Here is a 24,372-nt window from a genome sequence, read left to right on the forward strand (position 1 = left end):
TCGTTAACAAACGAACAAAAGTTGTCACACTGAAAGATATGCAATAAACGTGCATATTTTTTATCGGCGCGGTGTAAGAAAAGAGAACTCTCTCCCGGCCAGCACTGCTCGCTATATAAAAGCATCGCAAGAATAACTTTAGCCAGGGTTTGAGACTATAGCTCGGATTAAAAAACGGTATTTAACAAATTTTTATGCGTATTTGCTCTATGTGATAAAGCCAAATCGGCACAAGAGAAGTGAAATAATCTTTAAGAAAAGGTTAAAAACAGCAGATAATTTTGCAGCACGCAGTCACTGCGGCAGCGACTGCGTACTCGAAAGGAGTTATCAGTGGAGGAAATAGTTTTCGGTAACGTTGTTTTGCCCTTCATCGTCAGTCGGTAACAGCAGTTGATGGGCATTAGCTTCAAGAATGACCATCGAAATCTGCTCTTCGCTCTGACGCACGAACCATGCAAACTGCTCATAGGTTACGCCCTGCATAACGGATAAAGACTGGCAAACCACCAGCTTTGGCAGATTATCATCCTGCATATCAAGAAATGCTTTCACGGTCAGCGAACTGGCATTGATGGCAGATAAATCCGCCGCCAGCGGCAATACGGCTGAAGGTCGGACTTCCGCCATGGCAGAAAACAGGATCGTGTTATCGATCAGATCGATTTTGGCATCAAAGACACCGTCGAAATTCTGCATATGGGGCAGATGCAGAGCCTGACAGTTATCACATTCAAAAAAACTCATCCCCAGGTCATCGAGCCATTGACGCAACGTATCCAGACCAGGAACGACCAGCGATGTCATAATTTTGTACAACCTCTTTCGATAAAAAGACCGGCACAGCTTACGCAAAAAGCGCAGGCAAAACCATGATCAGTAATGTGATTGCGACTAACCACCCGTTTTCAGGCAATATTCTGTCGTAGCGTGGCGTTCGATCCAGCGGATCATTTTACCCGCGATGTCGATACCGGTGGTTTTTTCTATTCCTTCCAGCCCCGGCGACGCATTCACTTCCATCACCAACGGCCCGCGATTAGCACGTAGAATATCCACACCAGCAACGTCCAGCGCCATCGTTCGCGCGGCTTTTATCGCGATTTCACGCTCCTGTGGTGTGATACTGGCGACGCTTGCCGCGCCGCCACGATGCAAATTGGAACGAAAATCGCCCTCTTTCGCCCGCCGTTCAATCGCAGCGACTACTTCATCGCCAACAACCAGACAGCGGATATCGCACCCTTGCGCCTCTTTGATATATTCCTGCACCAGAATATGCGCGTTCAGACCGCGGAAAGCGTCAATCACGCTTTCGGCCGCCTGGCGCGTCTCCGCCAGCACGACACCAATTCCCTGCGTGCCTTCAACCAGCTTGACCACCAGCGGCGCACCACCGACCATGTCGATTAAATCGCTGGTATCATCCGGCGAATGCGCAATGCCCGTGACAGGCAGGTCGATGCCCTGACGCGCCAGCAGTTGCATGGAACGCAATTTGTCACGCGCCCGGGCAATGGCGACCGACTCATTGAGCGGATAGCTCCCCAGCATCTCGAACTGGCGCAGTGCCGCCGTCCCATAAAAGGTAATGGCGGTGCCAATACGCGGGATCACTGCGTCAAAATGGGGTAACTTGCGGCCTTTGTAGTGAATAGAAGACGCCGCAGGATTTATGTTCATGTAGCAAGAAAGCGGATCAAGAATTTCAACCAGGTGACCGCGCTGTATAGCGGCTTCACGCAGCCGCTTACACGAATAGAGCGTTCCATCCCGGGACAATATGGCAATTTTCACCCTGCACCTCTCTGTCAGACCTGGTCAAAAGCCCGCGTATCATACATCGATGTGGCGGTTTTAGCGCGTCGCCCAACCCTGTTTGTGCAAATAATCCAGAATAAATGGGCGGCTTTCTTTAATGATTGTTCGGCGGATATGATCGCTCCAGGTATCCCGGCGATTATTGCTGCCACGGGTGAGGTAATATTCCGCCAGTTGCTCGTCATACTGCGCCAGTGCGTCTTTATCCAGCGGTTGATAGTTGTTTTCATGCACCAAAATGGAGGCCGGTAAACGCGGCTTAAGATCCGGATTATCCGCAGGCCAGCCAAGGCACAGCCCAAACAGCGGCAGAACATGCTGCGGTAATTTCAGCAGCTCCGTCACCGCTTCAATATTATTGCGCAGGCCGCCGATATATACCCCGCCCAATCCCAGCGATTCCGCTGCGGTTAACGCATTCTGCGCCATCATTGCCGTATCAACGACACCGAGCAACAGTTGTTCCGCCAGGCCAAGTTGTGCATCCGGACAGATCTGTAAATGGCGGTTAAAGTCGGCACAGAACACCCAGAACTCCGCCGCTTGCGCTACGTGTTTTTGCCCGCCGGTCAGCGTCACCAGTTCATCACGTAACGCTTTGTCGGTAATGCGAATAATGCTACTGCACTGCAAAAAACTGGAACTGGACGTCGCACGGGCGCTGTTAATAATCGCCTCACGCTGCGCTTCGGAAATGGGTTCATCAGTGAAATGGCGAATGGAGCGATGGCCACAAATAAGTTCAATGGTTGGCGTCATTATCTTTTTCTCTTTCTGAACGTGAATATTGCGGTGGACGGTTCATCAGCTGTGGGGCAAGACGTTTTGCCACCTGAAGAATAACCACCACCGCAGCGGGAAGCATGAGCAAAACACCGAGAAAAATCATCAGAATCTGCACTTCTGGCCGAGAAAATGGCTCAGGCAGCGACAGGGAGCCGCTTACCGACAGCAGCGCCACCGCCAGCAACATCATTCCGATAAATTCCAGTATCAACACGCTTTTAGGCAATTTACCGATCGCGCGCATACGCTTCCCTCTGCAAAGTGAGCCTTCAGTCTAAAACTTTTCACTGTATTGTGTTTAACAGTTATAGCTTTTAGCAATTAATGCAACAGGTTAAACCTACTTTCAGCGAATACATTTTAGCGTGATCATTACAGGCATAAATCTATGAGGAGAGAAATAATGCAAACCGTTATTTTTGGTCGTCCGGGTTGCCCTTACTGTGTGCGTGCAAAAGATCTGGCTGAGAAATTGAGCAATGAACGCGATGATTTTCAGTATCAGTATGTTGATATTCGTGCGGAAGGGATCACTAAAGAAGATCTACAACAAAAGGCAGGTAAACCCGTAGAAACCGTGCCGCAGATTTTTGTCGATCAGCAACATATCGGCGGCTATACCGATTTTGCTGCATGGGTGAAAGAGAATCTGGACGCCTGATCGTCTGACAAGCCCTCGCGTTGAGGGCTTTATTGATTTTTTCTGTGCTGTGGTTTAAACAAACTACTGATAAATAAGAAACACAGTGCCCCCAGCGCACACCAGAACACCGCACTTAATAACCATGCCAGCTCTTGCCAGAATGAGCGCGTCGGTGAAAAAAACAGCCGCATAATAAGCATTGAACAGGGTGCCGCCAGCATTGCGCCAAACAGAGGTTTCAGGACTTCTCTACGCTGTGAAAAGAAGCTGGCAACTGCTCCAGGAAGAATGAAAAACAGCAAGCCGATTTCAGGATGCCCGGCAGCCCGAAAAGCGCCTTTCATGTGCGTCGCCAGAAAAAGGCACACCACAATGAAGAGGACAAAACAGCAGATTGCCCCCGCCCAACGTTGTTTATGTTTCACTCGTTCCTCCTGACACTGCGTCTATCGAACACATTTTTCGCCAGTGTGGCGTTCAGTAAGATAAAGCCGCTTCGCATTCCATGCTAATATAGGCCAACGCAATTCATATAGCCGTTGATACCTAATGTGATTACACTAGTAAAATATATTGTTACTTTACTATCGTTTAGGTGCGCTGAATGAATCTGCGCCCTGAATTCTGGTAAAAAACATTATCGTAAATTACCATTTCTTTCAACAGCTTACTAGTAAACAAGAAGTTAGCCTCCGTGAATATAAACGTCGCCGAATTGTTAAATGGGAATTACATTCTGTTATTATTTGTGGTCCTCGCGCTTGGGCTATGTCTCGGGAAATTACGACTTGGTTCGATCCAACTGGGTAATTCCATTGGCGTTTTAGTCGTATCGCTGTTATTAGGCCAACAACATTTCAGCATTAACACCGACGCGCTTAATCTTGGCTTTATGCTGTTTATTTTCTGCGTCGGGGTCGAAGCCGGACCGAACTTTTTTTCCATTTTTTTTCGCGATGGGAAAAATTACCTAATGTTAGCACTGGTGATGGTTGGCAGTGCGCTGGTGATCGCCTTAGGGTTAGGTAAGCTGTTTGGCTGGGATATTGGCCTGACGGCCGGTATGTTAGCAGGCTCTATGACGTCAACACCGGTTTTGGTCGGTGCTGGCGATACACTGCGTCATTCCGGCATGGAAAGCAGGCAGCTCTCACTGGCACTGGATAATCTGAGCCTCGGGTATGCCTTAACCTATTTAATCGGTCTGGTGAGTTTGATTGTTGGTGCGCGTTACTTGCCGAAATTGCAGCATCAGGACTTACAGACCAGCGCCCAGCAAATCGCCCGCGAACGTGGCCTGGACACAAATGCCAACCGTAAAGTTTATTTGCCGGTGATCCGCGCCTACCGCGTCGGCCCGGAGCTGGTAGCCTGGACCGACGGCAAAAATCTGCGTGAACTGGGTATTTATCGACAAACCGGCTGCTACATTGAACGTATTCGGCGTAACGGGATTCTGGCAAATCCAGACGGTGATGCCGTGCTACAAATGGGCGATGAAATAGCGTTGGTAGGCTACCCCGACGCCCACGCCCGACTCGATCCCAGCTTCCGTAACGGTAAAGAAGTTTTCGATCGTGACCTTCTCGACATGCGTATCGTCACTGAAGAAGTGGTCGTTAAAAACCATAACGCTGTTGGCAAACGCCTGGCACAACTGAAGTTGACCGATCACGGTTGCTTCCTTAACCGCGTCATACGTAGCCAGATTGAGATGCCGATTGATGACAACGTCGTGCTTAACAAAGGTGACGTTTTACAAGTCAGCGGCGATGCCCGCCGCGTAAAAACCATCGCCGATCGCATCGGCTTTATCTCGATTCACAGCCAGGTCACTGACTTGCTGGCATTCTGCGCCTTCTTTGTGATTGGGCTAATGATCGGGATGATCACCTTCCAGTTCAGCACATTCAGTTTCGGTATGGGGAACGCTGCCGGGTTGTTATTCGCCGGAATTATGCTGGGCTTTATGCGTGCTAACCACCCGACCTTCGGTTACATTCCGCAGGGTGCATTAAGCATGGTGAAGGAGTTCGGCTTGATGGTGTTTATGGCAGGCGTTGGTCTGAGCGCTGGTAGCGGTATTAATAACGGCCTGGGCGCGATTGGCGGTCAAATGTTGATTGCCGGATTGATTGTCAGTCTGGTGCCCGTGGTTATCTGTTTCTTGTTCGGTGCTTATGTATTGCGAATGAACCGCGCACTGTTGTTCGGCGCAATGATGGGCGCACGCACCTGCGCGCCGGCAATGGAGATCATCAGTGATACAGCTCGCAGTAACATCCCGGCGCTGGGCTATGCGGGCACCTACGCAATCGCCAACGTCCTGCTGACGCTGGCAGGGACAATCATCGTCATGGTATGGCCAGGATTAGGATAAAACTGAAGTTGCCCTGAAAATGAAATTTTTTTGCACAACCGCAGAACTTTTCCGCAGGGCATCAGTCTTAATTAGTGCCACTGCTTTTCTTTGATGTCCCCATTTTGTGGAGCCCATCAACCCCGCCATTTCGGTTCAAGGTTGGTGGGTTTTTTGTTGCCTAAAATTTATCTACTACCCTGCAACCCTCTCAACCATCCTCAAAATCTCCTCGCGCGATAGCGGCTTACGGTCGGTGACAAAATGCAGCGTCATCCCCTCAATAAACGCATCAAGCGCGCGGGCGGTTCCGGGTTCAAACCATTGTTCGAGCGTTTGCTGACTGCGCTGCATCCAGTTTTGCATTACCGTTTTTAATAGCGGTTTTCGGCTAGCCAGCGCGTAGAGCTGGTACATCAGCTCCATATTATCCGGCGTTGCAACCTGTGAGCTGTAGATCATATCGGTGATAGCCTGGCATGCGCCCGGAGCATCACTAACATCGCTAAAAAATGCCTGATATTGCCGGGACATGATCTCAGTAAAACTGCTGAACGCCTCCAGCAACAACTCATCAATTCCTGAAAAATAGTAGGTCATCGATCCCAACGGTACCCCGGCAAGGGTAGCAATTTTGCGGTGCGTAACAGCATGTATTCCATAAAGTTTCACCGCCTCCAGCGTGGCCTGGATAATTTTTTCTCGCCGTTGCGGATCGTTAGCGCGACGCATGTCATTTCCTCTCTCTGCAATTGTGTACAAATGTACACAACCTTGCTAATGTTGTCTTCCCTCTTCTTATTTTGACGTGATCTATGACCGTAAATTCTTCACGTAATGCATTGAAACGCCGAACCTGGGCGCTGTTTATGTTCTTCTTTTTGCCGGGCCTGTTAATGGCGTCCTGGGCAACCCGTACGCCTGCTATCCGCGATATTCTTTCTGTTTCGATCGCTGAAATGGGCGGAGTCCTCTTTGGTCTGTCGATCGGTTCGATGAGCGGTATTCTCTGCTCGGCGTGGTTAGTGAAACGCTTTGGGACACGTAATGTCATCCTGGTCACGATGTCCTGCGCATTGATCGGGATGATGATATTAAGTCTGGCACTCTGGCTGACATCGCCCCTGCTCTTTGCCGTTGGTCTCGGCGTCTTTGGGGCAAGTTTTGGTTCTGCGGAAGTGGCGATAAACGTTGAAGGTGCCGCCGTTGAGCGAGAAATGAATAAAACGGTTTTGCCGATGATGCACGGTTTTTATAGCCTGGGCACGCTGGCAGGCGCTGGTGTCGGGATGGCACTGACGGCCTTTGGCGTTCCGGCAACGGTGCATATTTTATTGGCGGCGCTGGTAGGCATCGCACCTATTTATATCGCCATTCAGGCAATCCCTGACGGTACGGGCAAAAATGCTGCCGATGGCACCCAGCATGGCGAAAAAGGCGTACCTTTTTATCGCGATATCCAGTTGCTGTTGATTGGTGTTGTGGTGCTGGCGATGGCCTTTGCCGAAGGTTCTGCCAACGACTGGTTACCCTTATTAATGGTTGACGGTCACGGTTTTAGCCCTACTTCCGGCTCGCTGATTTATGCCGGTTTTACCCTGGGGATGACCGTTGGACGCTTCACCGGCGGTTGGTTCATCGACCGTTACAGTCGCGTTGCCGTGGTTCGGGCCAGTGCGCTAATGGGGGCGTTGGGTATTGGGCTGATTATTTTTGTCGATAGCGCCTGGGTCGCTGGGGTGTCTGTTGTACTCTGGGGACTGGGTGCCTCGCTGGGCTTCCCGCTGACCATTTCTGCCGCCAGCGATACCGGCCCCGATGCACCGACCCGCGTCAGCGTGGTAGCAACGACCGGTTATCTGGCTTTCCTCGTTGGGCCGCCGCTGCTGGGCTATCTCGGCGAACATTATGGATTACGTAGTGCAATGCTGGTTGTACTGGCGCTGGTTATTCTCGCGGCTATTGTCGCGAAAGCCGTCGCCAAACACGATACCAAAACGCAGACGGCGATGGAGAATAGTTGATGAGCATTAAATTAATTGCGGTAGACATGGATGGTACTTTCTTAAGCGATCAAAAAACCTATAACCGTGAGCGGTTTATGGCTCAGTATCAGCAAATGAAAGCACAAGGCATTCGCTTTGTGGTCGCCAGCGGGAATCAATATTATCAGTTGATCTCTTTCTTCCCTGAAATTGCTAATGAAATTGCCTTTGTGGCTGAAAACGGCGGCTGGGTAGTGAGCGAAGGCAAAGATGTTTTTAATGGCGAGCTGTCGAAGGATGCGTTTGCTACTGTCGTGGAACATTTGCTGACGCGCCCGGAAGTGGAAATTATTGCCTGCGGAAAAAATAGTGCCTATACACTCAAAAAATATGACGATGCCATGAAAACGGTGGCGGAAATGTATTATCACCGTCTGGAATACGTCGATAACTTTGACAACTTAGAAGATATCTTCTTTAAGTTTGGCCTGAATCTTTCCGATGAACTGATTCCACAAGTACAAAAAGCATTACATGAGGCCATCGGCGATATTATGGTGCCGGTCCACACCGGCAACGGCAGTATCGATCTGATTATCCCCGGCGTACATAAAGCCAATGGCCTTCGCCAACTGCAGAAATTATGGGGAATAGACGACAGCGAAGTGGTGGTCTTTGGCGATGGCGGTAACGATATTGAGATGCTGCGACAGGCAGGCTTTAGTTTTGCAATGGAAAATGCCGGCAGCGCGGTCGTCGCAGCAGCAAAATACCGGGCAGGCTCCAATAACCGTGAAGGCGTACTGGATGTGATCGATAAAGTTCTTAAACACGAAGCGCCATTTAACCAATAAAAACGGCAGCACGCCCGGCAACACAATGCCTGAATGAAGGCTGCATAATTCGCGGAAATTAACCCGCTGCATTATTTCAGGCGAAATGATTATGAAAAATTGTCTACTGTTGGGCGCGCTTTTAATGGGCTTTACTGGTGTGGCGATGGCGCAAAGTGTCACCGTCGATGTGCCGAGTGGATACAAAGTGGTTGTGGTTCCTGATTCAGTCAGCGTTCCACAAGCGGTCAGCGTCACGACTGTGCCGCAAACCGTCTATGTGGCTCCTGCGCCAGCTCCGGCTTACCGCCCGCATCCTTATGTTCGCCATCTTGCCAGCGTAGGTGAAGGGATGGTTATCGAACACCAGATTGACGACCATCACCATTAATTTGAGAATGCCTGATCGCACAAAGCAATCAGGCATTTTTTTATCCTTCGTGCGAATTTCCCATCTGTTTATCTTTTAAAAAGATAACCATCAGCAACAGCCACAAAATTCCGTTGACAAGGTTGAAGAGATTAAACAGTCCGTTGCCCCCGTTCAGCCAGGCATGTTTGCTGATTTCAATACCGACGGTAAAGATCAGCATTTGCAGCATCCCCATCGCCGCAGAAACCGTACCTTTACTCATATCGCTGGCAAACAGGGTTAATCGCACCAGTCCCGCATTCGCCAGACCAATACCGAAAGCATAAATACTTAACCCGGCGGTCATCCATAAATACGCGTGCGATGAGATAACCGTTGCCGCAGCAGCGACCAACAGACCAATCATAATCGGCCAGCCGCCCATAATAATCAGCGAACGTACGGTGCGGCGCGAGGTCAGACGCGCTAGCAGCAAGTTACCCGCAATTAACGCCCCGAAAATAGGCACTTGCAGCAAGCCATATTCATAGCTGCTCAACTGCTCACCGGTAATGATGATAATCGGCGACTGGGCGATCCACGCCAGCAACGGCAGGCTAACGAATCCCAGCGCCAGCGCCCCCGCAACAAAGCGACCGTTCTTCAGCACCAGCTTATAGTCACGACCGAGTTCTTTCAGTGACAGTTTCTCGCCTATACGCGTGGCGGTTTCAGGCATGGCTCGTTGCAGACCGAGAAAGGAGATCGCTGCCAATGCGGCAAACAAGACGAACATCCCTTCCCAGGGCAGCACATGGATCCACGCCGCGCCCACCAGCGGACCAAGTAGCGGAGCAATCAGCGCCACGTTCGCCATCAGCGCGGTGATCTTGATACAAACCGCCTCTTCGAAGGATTCCTGAATTGCGGCGTATCCCACAGCGCCAATGAAACAGAGGCTTATGCCCTGCAAGAAGCGCAACAGAGTGAATTGTTCAATGTTTTGCGCCAGTAATATTGCCAGACAGGTGATGATAAACCACACCACCCCCGCCAGCATCACCGGACGGCGACCAATACGATCCGACAGCGGCCCCAGGAGCCATTGTAAAAACATCCCGCCCGCCAGATAAGCGGTCATCGAAGTAGGAACCCAATCAATGCCCGCCTGATATTGTTCCACCACGGCCAACATACCGGGTTGAATCATATCGTTGCCGATATAGGTTGAAAATTCGTAAAGCACCAGACAGAGAGGGAAAAGTAACGCCTGACGTCCAAGCCTGGCACCGGAAGCTAATTTATTTTGCATGCAATTTCTTCGCCAATAATAATCGCGCAAAGTTTAATAAAAGCGCAGCTAACGAGAAAGCAAATTTTGTAGCTGAAACCACGGTTAAGCACATTCTTACATTATTGCGAGTATAGCTACGCTTTCTTTAAGTTTTATTTAACCTATGCCCGTTACAATCACCCACCGTAAACAGGCCGCTTGAGGGAAATAAGACGATGCCGCTTTACCCAGTTTAACCTGCACTTTATTCTCAACGACTTGCCTGTATTGGCTCCCTTTTAATCACTTTGCGTCGGGAAGTTATGCTGGAAAATTTGAATCTCTCTCTATTCTCTCTTATTAACGCGACGCCAGACTCTGCGCCGTGGATGATCTCGTTGGCGATTTTTATTGCTAAAGATTTGATTACCGTGGTACCGCTGCTGGCCGCAGTACTTTGGTTGTGGGGGCTTACAGCACAACGGCAACTGGTGATAAAAATCGCTATCGCGCTGGCGGTCAGCCTGTTTGTGTCCTGGACGATGGGGCATCTTTTTCCGCACGACCGACCCTTTGTCGAAAATATCGGCTATAACTTCCTGCATCATGCGGCGGATGACTCATTCCCGAGCGATCACGGTACGGTGATTTTCACCTTTGCACTGGCATTTTTATGCTGGCATCGCCTGTGGTCCGGCTCACTTTTAATGGTGCTGGCCGTTGTCATTGCCTGGTCGCGCGTTTATCTTGGCGTCCACTGGCCGCTGGATATGCTCGGTGGATTGCTGGCAGGTATGATTGGCTGCCTTAGCGCCCAGATTATCTGGCAAGCGATGGGGCATAAACTCTATCAACGTCTGCAATCGTGGTATCGTTTCTGTTTTGCATTACCGATCCGCAAAGGCTGGGTGCGTGACTGATCTCTGCTAAAAAGTGTAGTATTGAGCGGCTCGCTTCAATAACTATTCAGAGGGATTATGGAAACACGTCGCGAAGAGCGTATCGGGCAGCTGCTGCAAGAATTAAAACGCAGCGATAAGTTACATCTTAAAGACGCCGCCGCCTTGCTTGGGGTTTCGGAGATGACGATTCGTCGCGATCTGAACAACCACAGTGCGCCCGTCGTTTTGCTCGGCGGCTATATTGTTCTGGAACCGCGCAGCGCCAGCCATTACCTGTTAAGCGATCAAAAATCCCGCCTGGTGGAAGAAAAACGCCGGGCGGCAAAACTGGCTGCGACGCTGGTAGAACCCGATCAGACCCTCTTTTTTGACTGTGGCACCACCACACCGTGGATTATTGAAGCGATTGATAATGAAATCCCTTTCACCGCCGTTTGTTATTCGCTAAATACCTTTCTGGCACTGAAAGAGAAACCCCATTGCCGCGCGTTTCTGTGTGGTGGTGAATTTCACGCCAGCAACGCCATTTTCAAACCCATCGATTTTCAGCAAACGCTGAATAATTTTTGCCCGGATATCGCTTTTTATTCCGCGGCGGGGGTGCATGTCAGTAAAGGCGCTACCTGTTTTAATCTTGAAGAGTTGCCGGTAAAACACTGGGCCATGTCGATGGCGCAAAAGCATGTGCTGGTTGTCGACCACAGTAAATTTGGCAAGGTGCGTCCGGCGCGCATGGGTGACCTGAAACGCTTTGATATTGTTGTGAGCGATTGTTGCCCGGAAGATGAGTATGTGAAGTACGCGCAGACGCAGCGTATTAAGTTGATGTATTAATGACGTATAACCGGATGACGTTTCGCGCCATCCGGTTATCAGAAGATTAAGAGAACCAGCTGCCGAACCACTGATGGAATTTCATCATCACGAAATCCCACATCCGACCAAAGAATCCGCCCTCTTCCACATTTTCCATCACGATCAGCGGACGCTGCTCAATGGATTTACCGTTAAGCTGGAAATCAATGGTGCCGACAACCTGACCTTTTTTCAGCGGTGCGGTAAGCTGCGGTTCCGTTAACGTATAACTCGCCTTCAGGTTTTTCAGCTGCCCACGTGGTATGGTCACTGAGCCCGCTTCGCCTGCCCCGAGATTCACTTCGCTCTTATCACCAAACCAGACGCGCTGAGTCACAAAGGTGGCATCAGGTTTAATTGGCGTCACGGTTTCAAAGAAGCGGAAACCCCAGGTCAATAATTTCTCAGACTCATTAAAACGGATACGGTCAGTTTTCGCCCCCAGCACTACGGAGATTAAACGCATATCACCCTGGGTAGCCGAAGCAACCAGATTATATCCCGCGCCTGCAGTGGTTCCTGTCTTCATGCCATCAACATTCAGATTGCTGCTCCACAGCAGACGGTTACGGTTAGGCTGACGAATTTTGTTGAAGGTGAACTCTTTCTCTTTATGAATGGCATACTCTTCCGGCACATCGTGGATCAATGCTTTACCCAGCAATGCCATGTCGCGCGCGGTACTGAACTGCCCCGGCGCATCCAGACCGTGCACCGTCTGGAAGGTAGTGTTGGTCAGGCCCAGTTTTTTGGCATAACCATTCATCAGACCAATAAATGACTCCTGGCTCCCGGCAACGTAATCGGCCAGCGCAATACAGGCGTCATTACCGGACTGGATAATCACACCTTTGTTCAGGTCTGCCACCGAAACCTGATCGCCCGGTTTAAGGAACATTACCGATGAACCACGCAGTGCCGGATTTCCCGTCGCCCAGGCATCTTTACCGACCGTCACCATATCGGTGAGTTTAATCTTATCGGCCTTAAGCGCCTGCCCAACCACATAGCTGGTCATGATTTTAGTCAGGCTCGCGGGGTCCAGTTTTTCATCCGCATTGCCTTCTGCCAGCACTTTACCGCTGGCGTAATCCATTAAAATCCATGCACGCGCATCCACGCTCGGCGCTTCAACGGTTTGTTCCGCCGCGAATGCCGTTGGGGCAAAAAGGAATAAAAATGCAGAACCCGCTGCAAGACCACGAAGGAGAGAGGAGTATTGCGTCATAAATGCCACCCGAGTATCCATTCAAAAAAAATACGTTATATCGCCGTATGATAAGTTCGGTGATTAATAACGCACACACAAACTTAAAGAAACCGTAAGTTGGTAAAGTTTTTAAAGTTTATGCAATATCCTGCCGCTTCGCTGCTTCTGGTGTCATTTTTTTGCCAGCTGTTGCTTAAAAGTTAACTTTACTTCACCATCGGAGTCCTGTTCAGCCTGTGGCTGCCTGTCGGAAAAGGGGTGAGTATGATTACGCTGTGGGGTCGGAATAATTCAACCAACGTAAAAAAAGTATTGCTGACGCTCGAAGAACTGGAACTACCTTATGAGCAAATTCTCGCGGGCCGTGAGTTTGGGATAAATCACGATGCTGATTTTCTGGCGATGAACCCTAACGGGCTGGTGCCGTTGTTGCGTGACGACGAAAGTGATCTCATTCTTTGGGAATCAAACGCCATTGTCCGCTATCTGGCGGCACAGTACGGGCAAAAACGCCTGTGGATCGACTCACCGGCACGTCGTGCGGAAGCAGAAAAATGGATGGACTGGGCAAACCAGACGCTCAGTAATGCCCATCGCGGGATCCTGATGGGATTAGTCAGAACACCACCGGAAGAGCGCGATCAGGCCGCCATTGATGCCAGTTGTAAAGAGTGCGACGCCCTGTTTGCCCTGCTCGATGCGGAACTGGCAAAAGTAAAATGGTTCTCCGGCGACGAGTTTGGTGTGGGCGATATCGCTATCGCACCGTTCATCTACAATTTGTTTAACGTTGGCCTGGCCTGGACACCGCGTCCAAATCTGCAACGCTGGTATCAGCAACTCACTGAACGCCCAGCAGTGCGCAAAGTGGTGATGATTCCCGTTAGCTAATTGCGTGGGCTAACTTTAAGTAATTCCCCACTGGACTCGTCGGTGAGAACGTATAAATAACCGTCGGGTCCAGTGCGAACATCACGAATTCGCTGCCCTCTGTCCGTTAAAATACGGCCATCTTCTGTCACTTTGTCGCCGTTGACGCTCATCACAATGATATCTTTATCTTTCAGCGCGCCAATAAATAATTTTTGCTGCCACTGGGGGAATTTATCGCTGTTATAGAAGGCCATGCCGCTCACGGCGGGCGAATCTTTCCAGTAAAAAACAGGTTGCTCGGTCCCGGCGACGATCTCCCCTTTCGCTTCCGGTATCTTAAAGCCTGAATAGTTGATTCCCCAGGTTGCCAGCGGCCAGCCGTAGTTTTTGCCTTTTTGCGGGATATTAATTTCATCGCCACCGCGCGGGCCATGTTCATTCAGCCATAGTGCATTACTCCACGGATTCATCGCCATTCCTTGCGGATTACGAATGCCATAAGACCAGATCTCGGCGCGCACACCGGATTCCTTTATAAAAGGATTATCATCCGGGATTTCGCCCAGGTCGGTCAGACGCACCAGTTTGCCCTGTAATTTATCCAGATCCTGCGCCGTCGAGCGCTGATTGTTTTCGCCCAGAGCAACAAAAAGATAACCTTTACCGTCGAATACCAGCCGCCCGCCAAAATGGTTGCCGGTAGACAGTTTTGGCATCTGGCGAAAGACGGTGCGGAAGTCGGTCACTTTTGAGAGATCATCACTTAAGCGGCCATAACCCACAGCAGTTCCGGCTTTGCCATCATCGCCAACTTCGGAATAACTTAACCAGATGCGGCGAGACTGAGCAAAATCAGGCGCTAAAACCACATCCAGCAGGCCACCCTGCCCGTGCGCCCAAACTTCCGGTACTCCGGAAAGCGGCGCAGATAATCCTTTTCCTGCTTGCCAGTGACGCAACTCGCCGCCGCGCAGAGTGATTAACATACCGTGATTGTCGGGTAAAAAGGCCAGCGCCCAGGGATGGTCGAGTTTGTCCTGCAGTACTTCGACATTTACCGTTGCAGGAGCCGCCCAGAGAGCGGAAGAAAGACAAATAAGGGGCACAAGGAAAAAGGATTGTCGATGCATAACGCCTCCGGATTGACTCTGGCTTAAAGCGTAGTCAGTGGAGGAGATAACAAATTCATTTTTACAAAAACTTAAACATGAAGGGGGAGACGCTTTCTCCCCCTTAGTTTTCAGGCCTTCTCAAGCATGGCGTGCTTCTGCAGGCTCTGGATACTCAGCGTTAAGCTCATCAGACAATTTTCAAGCTTATCGGCGTTGACGGTAATAACAGTCGGGCAATCATGGTGCCCACTCATCAAACATACTGCGGCTGTCGCTAATGCTTCTTCAGCATGATGAAGAGCACTCCACTCTTCCTGATCCAGATGAAGATTCAACCGCAGCGATTTATCGTGCAGTTCGCGATTCAGTTTAAAAAAGTTATCTCGTAGATGATTGCTTTCGCTGACGGACATGTATCCTTTTGCCTTCCTCAGTTGCACGTATGCGGCGAGGTCAACGCGTGCGTCGATCAACCGGTTCAGCAGATCGATTCGCTGTCTGTCAACGAACATACTTCGATCCTCCTCTTTCCAGCCTTGTTGCAATTAAATAGTATGGCTATTTTTTGAGCAAAATGCTGTCCAGGATCAATTCTTCACGCCGAATTAACAAAATTTACATTTCCTTCGCCTCCGCCAGCGAATGAGATTGCGATACAAATTTTATCCAGAACTCTGTAGAATCCCTGCCCTGACCTTTCCTGTAACTGAATATTTTTTAAGCTATGAGCAAAGTAACTCCCCAGCCGAAAATCGGCTTTGTTTCCCTTGGCTGTCCGAAAAACCTTGTCGATTCAGAGCGTATTCTCACCGAACTACGCACTGAAGGTTATGACGTGGTACCGAGCTATGACGATGCGGACATGGTGATCGTCAACACCTGCGGCTTTATTGACAGCGCGGTACAAGAATCACTGGAAGCCATTGGTGAAGCGTTGAATGAAAACGGCAAGGTAATTGTGACCGGTTGTCTGGGGGCAAAAGAAGATCAGATCCGCGAAGTCCACCCGAAAGTGCTGGAAATCACCGGGCCTCATAGCTATGAGCAGGTTCTGGAGCACGTTCATCACTACGTGCCAAAACCGAAACACAACCCATTCCTGAGCCTGGTGCCAGAACAAGGCGTGAAACTGACGCCGCGTCATTATGCCTATCTGAAAATTTCTGAAGGCTGTAATCACCGCTGCACCTTCTGCATTATTCCGTCTATGCGCGGCGACCTGGTGAGCCGTCCGATTGGCGAAGTGTTAAGTGAAGCGAAACGTCTGGTTGATGCGGGCGTTAAAGAGATTCTGGTGATCTCGCAGGATACTTCCGCCTATGGCGTCGATGTTAAACATCGTACTGGCTTCCACAACGGCGAGCCGGTAAAAACCAGCATGGTCAGCCTGTGCGAACAGTTATCGAAACTGGGGATCTGGACACGTCTGCACTACGTTTACCCTTATCCGCATGTGGACGACGTCATCCCACTGATGGCAGAAGGCAAAATCCTGCCCTATCTGGACATTCCGTTGCAGCACGCCAGCCCGCGCATTCTCAAACTGATGAAGCGTCCGGGTTCTGTAGATCGCCAACTCGCGCGCATCAAACAGTGGCGCGAAATCTGCCCGGAACTGACCCTACGCTCAACCTTTATTGTCGGCTTCCCTGGCGAGACAGAAGAAGATTTCCAGATGCTACTCGACTTCCTGAAAGAAGCGCGTCTGGATCGCGTTGGCTGCTTTAAATACAGCCCGGTTGAAGGTGCAGACGCCAATGCCCTGCCTGACCAGGTTCCGGAAGAAGTGAAAGAAGAACGCTGGAACCGTTTCATGCAGCTGCAGCAGCAGATTTCCGCCGAGCGCCTGCAAGAGAAAGTGGGCCGTGAAATTCTGGTGATTATCGACGAAGTGGACGAAGAAGGCGCGATTGGTCGCAGCATGGCAGATGCACCGGAAATCGACGGTGCGGTTTATCTCAATGGTGAAACCAACGTTAAGCCGGGTGATATCCTGCGTGTGAAAGTCGAGCACGCCGATGAGTACGATTTGTGGGGTAGCCGGGTTTAATTAATTCAGGCCGGGCAAAATCATTTGTCCGGCCTGCGAATAATGATTACTGCCAGCTAATCTGCGCCCTGCCGTTTTTCTTACTCTTATACAGTCGCTCATCCGCCAGCATTTTCAAGCGTTCGACGGTAGTACATTCATTTGAATGCGCTACACCGATACTGGTGCTTAAATTAATGCTTCCCACCTGGAAATGAACAATTTCTTTTAGAATCGATAGCAACTCTTCCAGCGTTCCACCCGTATAAATCACCGCAAATTCGTCACCGCCGAAGCGGTAGACTTTACCTTTATCTACGGGGATCTGTGATTTAAGGATTTTCACCACTTTCATCAACACTTCATCGCCCAGCAAATGACCGAAGGTGTCGTTGATGTTTTTGAATTTATCGACGTCAAACAGGCACAAATAACCGCCTTTTTCCGGCAGCGCTTTTAAATCTTCGTCAAAGGATTTTCTGCCCATTGCTTTGGTCAGGTCATCCAGGAACGCCGAGTTATACAGACTGTAGAGTTTTTTGACATCGGCAGCCGAAAAGAAAAGCCCGCCATCCAGTACGCGTTCAAAATGGTTATTAATGATGGCTTCTTTCTCCACAATACCACGATTAATCACTCTGCGTACCAGATAGAGGCAACTGACACCCGATATCACTGCCACCAATGCGGCAAAGAAAATAATCAATGTACAGACCCGCAAATAAACATCTTTTTTATACGCAAATACGTACAATCCGGTCGGCAAATAGGCGAAGTGCTCCATCGCTTCCGAAACGGTGAAGATGGCGTTTTTAGCATTAAATTCATCACCGGTCACCGGTTTACCGTTCTTAAACAGAGAGAACATCAGGTTCTCGCTATCCATCGCCAGCGATTTTGACAGTAAAGAAAAACGCTCCAGACCAAGCAAAAATATCAGACTGCGATTGTGAGTTACCGGATAGAGGTAATAGACGAAGGTTTTACCGTCAAAAGAGATAAACCCTGTATTTTTGACATGTCGATACTTCACAATCTGCATAATATCTGCACAATAATTTTTCTCGAACTCCTTTACCTGAATACATTCGTCACTGGAAATCAGATAAGGACCGACATCGTACAAATAAGAGGGTGAAACCGAGTCGGCGTAAGCTGTGCGCAAACCAACCAACAGCTGTTCCTCCGTGGGGTTTAGCGTGTTGATGAGATCAATTGCCACGCTACGCCGATATTCAGCAATATTTGCCACCGCAAAAGCAGTATCAATAACGGACTGTTTCAGGCCATACACCCGTTCCTTTACCATTTGAGTGTAGATCCCGCAGGCAACTGCTGAAATCATGATAAAAATCAGCAGACTGACTGTAAGTACGAACTTATTGATTCTGGACATACGTAAACTACTCTTTTACTAATTTTCCACTTTTATCCCAGGCGGAGAATGGCATGGGTTTCTGGTACAGATACCCCTGAGCCTGAACACATCCTAATTTGATTAATTCGCGCGCAACGTCTTCGCTCTCTACGCCTTCCGCAATCACCGGGATCCGGTTATAGCGTGCCAGATCGAAAATAATGCGCACAATTTTTCCCGCAGTACCGAAAATATCGCCGGTAAATTGTGAGTCCACTTTTATGCTATCTGGATTAATTTCATAAAAACGTTTCAGGTTTGACAAACCGGTGCCAAAGTCATCAATCGATATCCGTACCCCTTGTTTACGCAGTTGTTCAATATTGAGATAAAAATGTTCATTAATTCGCTCGATCACGGTTTCAGTGATCTCAACACAGAGGCTGTTCTCCTTCAGGCCATTTTCTTTCATGATGGTGGTAAAACGCTCATGAAAGTGTGGTTCGTTTAACTGCCAGGGCGAAACATTAATATGCAGTAAGAAATCATCCTTCAGCGACGCACGCTGACTAAAATGTCTGAATTCACCCATTGCCGTTTTAATAATCTGATAACCCAGCTCATTGATAAACCCGATATCTTCAGCAATGGTAATGAACTTTAGCGGTGAAATGATCCCCCGCTCCGCAGACACCCAACGGCACAACGCCTCCGCGCCCAGAATGGTGCGGGTGTTAATATCAACGATCGGCTGATAGACCAGGAATAGTTCGCCAATTTCCATTGCATGGCGAATATTACGCGCAATCCAGATATTCTCTTCTATTTCGTTGAGTTTCGCGTCATCACAGAAAATAAACTCTGAGAACATATGGTCACGGATGCTGGAAATCGCCAGTTTCAGTTTTTCTGCGTAACTCCAGGCGTTTTCCCCCTGCAAAGGTTCACAAATGGCAGACTTATGGATGCGCAGATTGCGGTAGCCAAAGCTGCTGTCAAAATCGTTTACCATCGCTATTTTACGGGTAAATGTCTGTACATTTTCCCGGCACAGAAGTAAATAGAGATCGGCATTAAATGTCACGATATCGCAGCATTGCGCATATTTCTCGGCAATTCGCTGACACAATTTCCTGACGATTTTATTGCGTTCATCAACACCAAACACCGCTTCCACGGCTTCCAGACCACACAGTTTGATGATCCCCACAGCCAGATACTGATTATTGTTGGACTCAATAATCGCCATATTTTTAATAAAACCGCTTTCCTGATCGTAAGAGATCAGTGAGAGCAATTTATTTGACCGTTCAATTTCGGCATCTTTCATTTCCGCGATCGAATTTTTGATGCTGATAATCTCTTTCGCATCGCCTTCGCGAATTTTTAGAGCCTCGATTTGATCCGTGGAGTCAGGCAAAAATGCCAGCGTATTAACCAGCTCTGTCATTTCAGAAAATTGCCGACGGAACACACGAGTGGTCATTAAATAAACCACCAGCAATACGATAATAATGAAAGCAAACGGCAGATAAAAAAGTTTATCTGATGCGTTCAATAAATTACCACCAGGATAATAAAAATAGATTTCGAATAATGCGTTGTTTGGCACCGCTGATGTTTTTTCGATATATTCAGTATCGACAGAATCAATAATATTATAATTACCTTCGCTATTATAAATAATTAGTTTTTCACGAGCGAGTTGATTCTTGGCAATGATCTCATGGCCTTGTTTTAAAAATAGAACTTCATCATTAGCGCTGATTTGATCAAGATACTCGTTCAGATATCGCCAGTTCAAATCGACATGAATTTTATCCACCGCTAACAAATCGTGATCTTTGCCGTTGATGTGTAGCGTAAAAGAGATACATTTTTTACCCGGACGATCAAATCAATTGTATGCCGGATTCCAGCTGTTGTTAGAGTCATCTGAAGCCATCGACCACGGTCGTTTCGATGGGTTAAAATCGGCAAAAATAACCCGCCCTGACTCGTCGACAAGCGGTCCATTTACTTGTTCCTGATGATAAACAACGATTTTATCATTCGCCCTCCGCGAAAAAAGATAATATTTATTATCATCAAGTACCAGTCCCACCGAGTCTAAAAATGGCATCATTTCCATTTTAAGAATCACGGCGCGTTGAATCTCCTCTGTATTTTTTAATAAATACAGTGAGTCCTTTAATGTCAGGGCCGAACGTTCAATATCTTTAAAGAAATAGCCAACGTTTTTCTGAATAAGTTCAAAGCGGCTATCGGCACGTTTTACCGCGCGCTCCGATACCAGTTGATAGTTAATGATGAAAAAAAGACCAATAAATGACAGTGCTGCCAATAAAAATAAAATTATCAGCCTTATCTTTATCTTTTCGTATAAACTCAGCATGTTAATACATTTAACAAAATAACTATCTGAACGCTGTGCCGCTGCAAAAATTGTCCCTTGCTGCGGCTTTTTAACCAAATTACCCGATTCTACAAAATCAGCAGAAAGTTACAACACTTGCTTAGGGCAATAATTTCCTGTGAGGTGATTACCCTTTCAAGCAATATTCAAACGTAACTATCCTTTAATTTTCGGATCCAGCGCATCGCGTAAACCATCGCCCAACAAATTGAACGCCAGTACGGTCAGAAAAATAGCCAGGGCCGGAAAAACAGCGACATGCGGTGCGATAACCATATCCGCTCGTGCCTCATTGAGCATTGCTCCCCACTCTGGTGTCGGCGGCTGCGCACCGAGGCCGAGAAATGACAGGCTGGCGGCAGAGATAATCGAGGTGCCGATGCGCATGGTGAAAAACACCACGATAGAAGAGACGGTCCCAGGCAAGATATGACGCAATAAAATGGTCATATCGCTGGCACCAATACTGCGTGCTGACTCAATAAAGGTTTGCTGTTTCAACACCAGCGTGTTGCCGCGCACCAGGCGGGCAAACGCGGGGATGGAAAAAATGGCGACAGCGATAATCACGTTAGCAATGCCGCTTCCCAACACCGCAACAACAGCGATCGCCAGTAAAATACCCGGGAAGGCAAACAGCACATCGCAAATGCGCATGATTAGCCGATCCCACCAGCCTTCATAATATCCAGCAAGCAAGCCCAGCAACGTCCCGATCGCCGCACCGATAAACACGGCAAACACACCCGCCGCCAGTGAGATTTGCGCACCAACCAGGACACGGCTGAAAATGTCGCGCCCCAGTGAATCGACGCCAAACCAGTGCTGCAAAGAAGGTCCGTTATTCAGATTGTCATAATCAAAATAATTTTCGGCGTCATAGGGAGCGATCCAGCGTGCAAAAATGGCCACTACAATCAATAAAATAACGAATAATGCGGCGGTCATCGCCATATGCTGACGGCGAAATCGTCGCCAGAATTCATGCCACGGTGTACGTACCTGGTCAGGTTTGACCAGTGGCATGGCGTTTAACACCGCCTGACGTCGCCAGTTAAATAGTCGCATCCTTACTTGTACCTGATAGCCGGGTTAATGGCGGCGTAAAGCACATCCACCACTAAGTTGATAAGAATAAATTCCAGCGAGAAAAGCAGAATTTCCGCCTGAATCACCGGGTAATCGCGCATTTCTACGGAGTCAACGAGTAAGCGTCCAAGTCCGGGCCAGTTGAAAACTTTCTCCACCACGATGGAACCACCGAGCAAAAAGCCAAACTGTAAGCCCATCATGGTCACTACCGGGATCATCGCGTTACGTAGCCCGTGTTTGAGGACAACCCAGGTTTCGCTCACCCCTTTCGCCCTCGCGGTACGCATATAATCTTCGCTTAAAACATCGACAAACGACGCGCGGGTAAAGCGCGCCATCACGGCTGCCACTGCCGCGCCGAGCGTCAGGGAGGGTAAAATGTAGTGCTGCCAACTGTCTGCTCCCACGGTAGGCAGCCAGCCCAGTTCAACGGAGAATACCTGAATTAAAAGCATCCCCAGAGCAAATGCCGGAAACGAGATCCCCGACACCGCAATGGTCATACTCAATCGATCCGGCCAACGATTACGCCAGACGGCGGCGATAATTCCCGCCGCCATACCAAATATCACCGCCCAGACCATACTGGTTATGGTCAGCCACAGCGTTGGCATAAAGCGGCTGGCAATCTCATCGGCAACCGGACGACGCGACACCATCGACAGGCCAAAATCCCCCTGCACAGCATTGCTGATATAGTGCCAGAACTGGTGATACAGCGGCTGATCCAACCCCAGCTGCTGACGCACCAGTTCTATAACCTGCGCATCAGCTTCGGGCCCGGCAATCAATCGCGCCGGATCGCCGGGCAGCATATGGACAAATAAAAACACCAGCACCGAGACGATAAACAGCGTCGGAATCAACCCCAGCAAGCGTTTGATAACGTAATTAAGCATTCCACTCCCTGCGTTGCTTATTGCAAATCCGCGTCTTCAAAGCTGAAGCCGGTGTCTGGCATGATCCAAAAACCGGTCAGGTTTTTACTGTGTGCCGACACCAGTTTTTCTACCACCAGCGGGATCCACGGCGACTCTTGCCAGATGATATCCTGCGCCGCCTTATATAAGCGGGTCTTTTCCGCCGGATCATTAGTTTTCAGTGCCTGAGCCAGGAAGTCATCCACCTGTTTATTGCTGTAAAACGCGGTATTAAACAGCGTCGGTGGCCAGTTTTGCGAGGCAAACAGCGGCGATAGTGCCCAGTCCGCTTCGCCGGTTGAAGCCGACCAGCCAGTGTAGAACATCCGCACGCCGCTCTCTTTTTGCCCTTTACCTTCAACTTCTGCCGCCCGCTGTCCGGCATCCATCGCAGTCACCTGGGCTTTAATCCCGACCTGCGCTAACTGCTGCTGGGTAAATTGCAGCACTTTCTGCGCGGTGCTGTGGTTATGTGACGACCACAGCGTGGTACTGAAACCGTTGGGATATCCCGCCTCTTTCAGTAATTCGCGCGCTTTCACTGGATCGTAAGGCCACGGTTTATAACTTTGCGCGTAGGCGATACTCGGCGGTACCACACCAGTAGCTGGCGTTGCATAGCCCGCGAAGGCTACTTTCACCAGCGCCGGGCGGTTAATGGCGTAATTCAGCGCCTCACGGACCTTCGGGTTATCGAACGGCTTTTGCGTCACGTTCATACTGATATAACGCTGCATAATTGACGGACTGGCCATCAACTCGATATTTTTGTTTTTCTCCAGCAGTGCGGCCTGCTCGTAGGGAATGGGGAAAGCAAACTGCGCTTCACCGGTTTGCAGCATTGCCGCGCGGGTGTTGTTATCCGCCACCGGACGCCAGGTTATGCTGTCCAGTTTGGGCAATCCTGGCTGCCAGTAACCCGCGAATTTTTTCACCTTCACAAAATCAGTCTGATTCCAGGTATCCAGTTCATACGGCCCGGTTCCCACTGGATGAAAACCAATCTCCTTGCCATATTTTTCCAGCGCTGCCGGCGAAATCATCGCGGTCGCCGGATGGGCAAGAATATTAATAAACGCTGAGAACGGCTGTTTGAGGGTAATCTTTACCGTTGTTGGATCGATCGCTTCCGTTTTGGCAATATTCTTATACAGGTTGTAGCGTTTAAGATGATTCGCCGGATCGCTGGCCCGGTCCAGATTCGCTTTTACCGCCGCTGCGTTGAAGTCGGTGCCATCCTGGAATTTAATTCCTTCCCGCAATTTCACGGTGTAAGTAAGGCCGTCATCGGAAACGGTATAACTCTCCGCCAGCACGTTTTTCAGTTTCATCTCTTTATCGAGACCGAACAGCCCCTGGTAAAACGATTTCGCTACGGCCTGAGATAACGTGTCATTCGCGTCATATGGATCGAGCGTGGTGAAGTTCGATCCTACAGCCACCACCACATCTTTGGCAGCGAATGCACAAGATGCCATCAACGCTGTCGCAATGCCCAGCGCCACTAACCCACTACGGTGTACAGCTCTTGCCATTTTATTCTCCGCCTGAATG

General features: G+C 49.3%; 23 protein-coding genes and 1 pseudogene. 9 read left to right on the forward strand and 15 right to left on the reverse strand.

Annotation, left to right across the window (positions count from 1 at the left end; genetic code table 11):
• Positions 1-330 precede the first annotated feature (330 nt).
• The 4 genes from ACJHXB_RS13010 to ACJHXB_RS13025 all read right to left on the reverse strand — a co-directional run bounded on the left by ACJHXB_RS13010 (position 331) and on the right by ACJHXB_RS13025 (position 2,851).
• Positions 331-807 (reverse strand): YbjN domain-containing protein, encoded by a 477-nt coding sequence (locus ACJHXB_RS13010; protein WP_000203025.1) that lies wholly within the window; start codon positions 805-807, stop codon positions 331-333.
• 87 nt (positions 808-894) lie between these two features.
• The gene (gene rimK / locus ACJHXB_RS13015; protein WP_000684321.1) at positions 895-1,797 is read right to left on the reverse strand and encodes a 30S ribosomal protein S6--L-glutamate ligase; all 903 of its coding nucleotides are present in this window, start codon (positions 1,795-1,797) and stop codon (positions 895-897) included.
• A 60-nt stretch (positions 1,798-1,857) separates the two neighbouring features.
• Positions 1,858-2,580: a nitroreductase NfsA gene (gene nfsA, locus ACJHXB_RS13020; RefSeq protein WP_000189139.1), complete on the reverse strand. Its 723-nt coding sequence runs from the start codon at positions 2,578-2,580 to the stop codon at positions 1,858-1,860.
• Positions 2,564-2,851 (reverse strand): DUF1418 family protein, encoded by a 288-nt coding sequence (locus ACJHXB_RS13025; protein WP_001201580.1) that lies wholly within the window; start codon positions 2,849-2,851, stop codon positions 2,564-2,566. Before ACJHXB_RS13025 ends, nfsA begins: the two co-directional genes overlap by 17 nt.
• Before the next feature lie 159 nt (positions 2,852-3,010).
• Here ACJHXB_RS13025 and grxA point away from each other — a divergent pair, with 159 nt between their 5' ends.
• Positions 3,011-3,268: a glutaredoxin 1 gene (grxA, locus tag ACJHXB_RS13030; RefSeq protein ID WP_001195231.1), complete on the forward strand. Its 258-nt coding sequence runs from the start codon at positions 3,011-3,013 to the stop codon at positions 3,266-3,268.
• A gap of 29 nt (positions 3,269-3,297) precedes the next feature.
• Here the strand turns inward: grxA and ACJHXB_RS13035 are convergent, their stop codons facing one another.
• The gene (locus ACJHXB_RS13035) at positions 3,298-3,675 is read right to left on the reverse strand and encodes an inner membrane protein YbjM (RefSeq protein ID WP_000681108.1); all 378 of its coding nucleotides are present in this window, start codon (positions 3,673-3,675) and stop codon (positions 3,298-3,300) included.
• A gap of 269 nt (positions 3,676-3,944) precedes the next feature.
• Here ACJHXB_RS13035 and ACJHXB_RS13040 point away from each other — a divergent pair, with 269 nt between their 5' ends.
• On the forward strand, positions 3,945-5,630 hold the full coding sequence (locus ACJHXB_RS13040) for an aspartate:alanine antiporter (RefSeq protein ID WP_001024885.1): 1,686 nt from the start codon (positions 3,945-3,947) through the stop codon (positions 5,628-5,630).
• Between the two features lie 174 nt (positions 5,631-5,804).
• Here the strand turns inward: ACJHXB_RS13040 and rcdA are convergent, their stop codons facing one another.
• Positions 5,805-6,341 (reverse strand): DNA-binding transcriptional regulator RcdA, encoded by a 537-nt coding sequence (gene rcdA, locus ACJHXB_RS13045; RefSeq protein ID WP_001295289.1) that lies wholly within the window; start codon positions 6,339-6,341, stop codon positions 5,805-5,807.
• A gap of 83 nt (positions 6,342-6,424) precedes the next feature.
• Between rcdA and ACJHXB_RS13050 the strand changes: the two genes are divergently transcribed.
• The 3 genes from ACJHXB_RS13050 (at position 6,425) to ybjH (ending at position 8,818) form a co-directional block, all read left to right on the forward strand.
• Positions 6,425-7,633, forward strand: a complete 1,209-nt coding sequence (locus ACJHXB_RS13050) for an MFS transporter (protein ID WP_000217858.1) — start codon at positions 6,425-6,427, stop codon at positions 7,631-7,633.
• Positions 7,633-8,448, forward strand: a complete 816-nt coding sequence (ybjI, locus tag ACJHXB_RS13055) for a 5-amino-6-(5-phospho-D-ribitylamino)uracil phosphatase (RefSeq protein WP_001305939.1) — start codon at positions 7,633-7,635, stop codon at positions 8,446-8,448. The genes ACJHXB_RS13050 and ybjI overlap by 1 nt, the downstream gene beginning before the upstream one ends.
• Positions 8,449-8,533: 85 nt before the next feature.
• Positions 8,534-8,818, forward strand: a complete 285-nt coding sequence (gene ybjH / locus ACJHXB_RS13060) for a protein YbjH (protein ID WP_000605485.1) — start codon at positions 8,534-8,536, stop codon at positions 8,816-8,818.
• A gap of 40 nt (positions 8,819-8,858) precedes the next feature.
• Here the strand turns inward: ybjH and mdfA are convergent, their stop codons facing one another.
• Positions 8,859-10,091: a multidrug efflux MFS transporter MdfA gene (mdfA, locus tag ACJHXB_RS13065; RefSeq protein WP_001469053.1), complete on the reverse strand. Its 1,233-nt coding sequence runs from the start codon at positions 10,089-10,091 to the stop codon at positions 8,859-8,861.
• 284 nt (positions 10,092-10,375) lie between these two features.
• On the opposite strand from mdfA, the gene ybjG reads away from it, so the two are divergent.
• A complete protein-coding gene (gene ybjG / locus ACJHXB_RS13070) occupies positions 10,376-10,972 on the forward strand; it encodes an undecaprenyl-diphosphate phosphatase (RefSeq protein ID WP_000892317.1) in 597 nt (198 codons plus the stop codon).
• 57 nt (positions 10,973-11,029) lie between these two features.
• Positions 11,030-11,788, forward strand: coding sequence for a DNA-binding transcriptional repressor DeoR (gene deoR / locus ACJHXB_RS13075; protein ID WP_000450121.1), 759 nt, complete (start codon positions 11,030-11,032; stop codon positions 11,786-11,788).
• Positions 11,789-11,834: 46 nt separating this feature from the next.
• On the opposite strand, the gene dacC is transcribed toward deoR, so the two are convergent.
• Complete coding sequence (dacC, locus tag ACJHXB_RS13080) at positions 11,835-13,037, reverse strand: serine-type D-Ala-D-Ala carboxypeptidase (protein WP_000195961.1); 1,203 nt, start codon at positions 13,035-13,037, stop codon at positions 11,835-11,837.
• A 246-nt stretch (positions 13,038-13,283) separates the two neighbouring features.
• Here dacC and gstB point away from each other — a divergent pair, with 246 nt between their 5' ends.
• Positions 13,284-13,910, forward strand: coding sequence for a glutathione S-transferase GstB (gstB, locus tag ACJHXB_RS13085; RefSeq protein ID WP_001469056.1), 627 nt, complete (start codon positions 13,284-13,286; stop codon positions 13,908-13,910).
• On the opposite strand, the gene yliI is transcribed toward gstB, so the two are convergent.
• Both yliI and bssR read right to left on the reverse strand, forming a co-directional pair.
• On the reverse strand, positions 13,907-15,022 hold the full coding sequence (yliI, locus tag ACJHXB_RS13090) for an aldose sugar dehydrogenase YliI (RefSeq protein WP_000555052.1): 1,116 nt from the start codon (positions 15,020-15,022) through the stop codon (positions 13,907-13,909). The two genes, gstB and yliI, sit on opposite strands and share 4 nt — an antisense overlap.
• 110 nt (positions 15,023-15,132) lie before the next feature.
• The gene (gene bssR, locus ACJHXB_RS13095; RefSeq protein ID WP_000497137.1) at positions 15,133-15,516 is read right to left on the reverse strand and encodes a biofilm formation regulator BssR; all 384 of its coding nucleotides are present in this window, start codon (positions 15,514-15,516) and stop codon (positions 15,133-15,135) included.
• 212 nt (positions 15,517-15,728) lie between these two features.
• Between bssR and rimO the strand changes: the two genes are divergently transcribed.
• Complete coding sequence (gene rimO / locus ACJHXB_RS13100) at positions 15,729-17,054, forward strand: 30S ribosomal protein S12 methylthiotransferase RimO (RefSeq protein WP_000049367.1); 1,326 nt, start codon at positions 15,729-15,731, stop codon at positions 17,052-17,054.
• A gap of 46 nt (positions 17,055-17,100) precedes the next feature.
• On the opposite strand, the gene ACJHXB_RS13105 is transcribed toward rimO, so the two are convergent.
• From ACJHXB_RS13105 to gsiB, 5 genes and pseudogenes are all read right to left on the reverse strand, one after another.
• Complete coding sequence (locus ACJHXB_RS13105; RefSeq protein WP_000086873.1) at positions 17,101-18,429, reverse strand: GGDEF domain-containing protein; 1,329 nt, start codon at positions 18,427-18,429, stop codon at positions 17,101-17,103.
• 7 nt (positions 18,430-18,436) lie between these two features.
• A pseudogene (locus ACJHXB_RS13110) lies at positions 18,437-20,785 on the reverse strand (EAL domain-containing protein).
• A gap of 177 nt (positions 20,786-20,962) precedes the next feature.
• The gene (gene gsiD, locus ACJHXB_RS13115) at positions 20,963-21,874 is read right to left on the reverse strand and encodes a glutathione ABC transporter permease GsiD (RefSeq protein WP_001236044.1); all 912 of its coding nucleotides are present in this window, start codon (positions 21,872-21,874) and stop codon (positions 20,963-20,965) included.
• Positions 21,875-21,876: 2 nt separating this feature from the next.
• Positions 21,877-22,797, reverse strand: a complete 921-nt coding sequence (gsiC, locus tag ACJHXB_RS13120; protein ID WP_000936043.1) for a glutathione ABC transporter permease GsiC — start codon at positions 22,795-22,797, stop codon at positions 21,877-21,879.
• Positions 22,798-22,814: 17 nt separating this feature from the next.
• Entirely contained in the window at positions 22,815-24,353 is a 1,539-nt protein-coding gene (gene gsiB / locus ACJHXB_RS13125; protein WP_000090158.1) for a glutathione ABC transporter substrate-binding protein GsiB, read from the reverse strand.
• Positions 24,354-24,372 lie beyond the last annotated feature (19 nt).

It is taken from the genome of Escherichia sp. WS3227_2, from assembly GCF_046486495.1.
GTDB classification, from domain to species: domain Bacteria; phylum Pseudomonadota; class Gammaproteobacteria; order Enterobacterales; family Enterobacteriaceae; genus Escherichia; species Escherichia coli.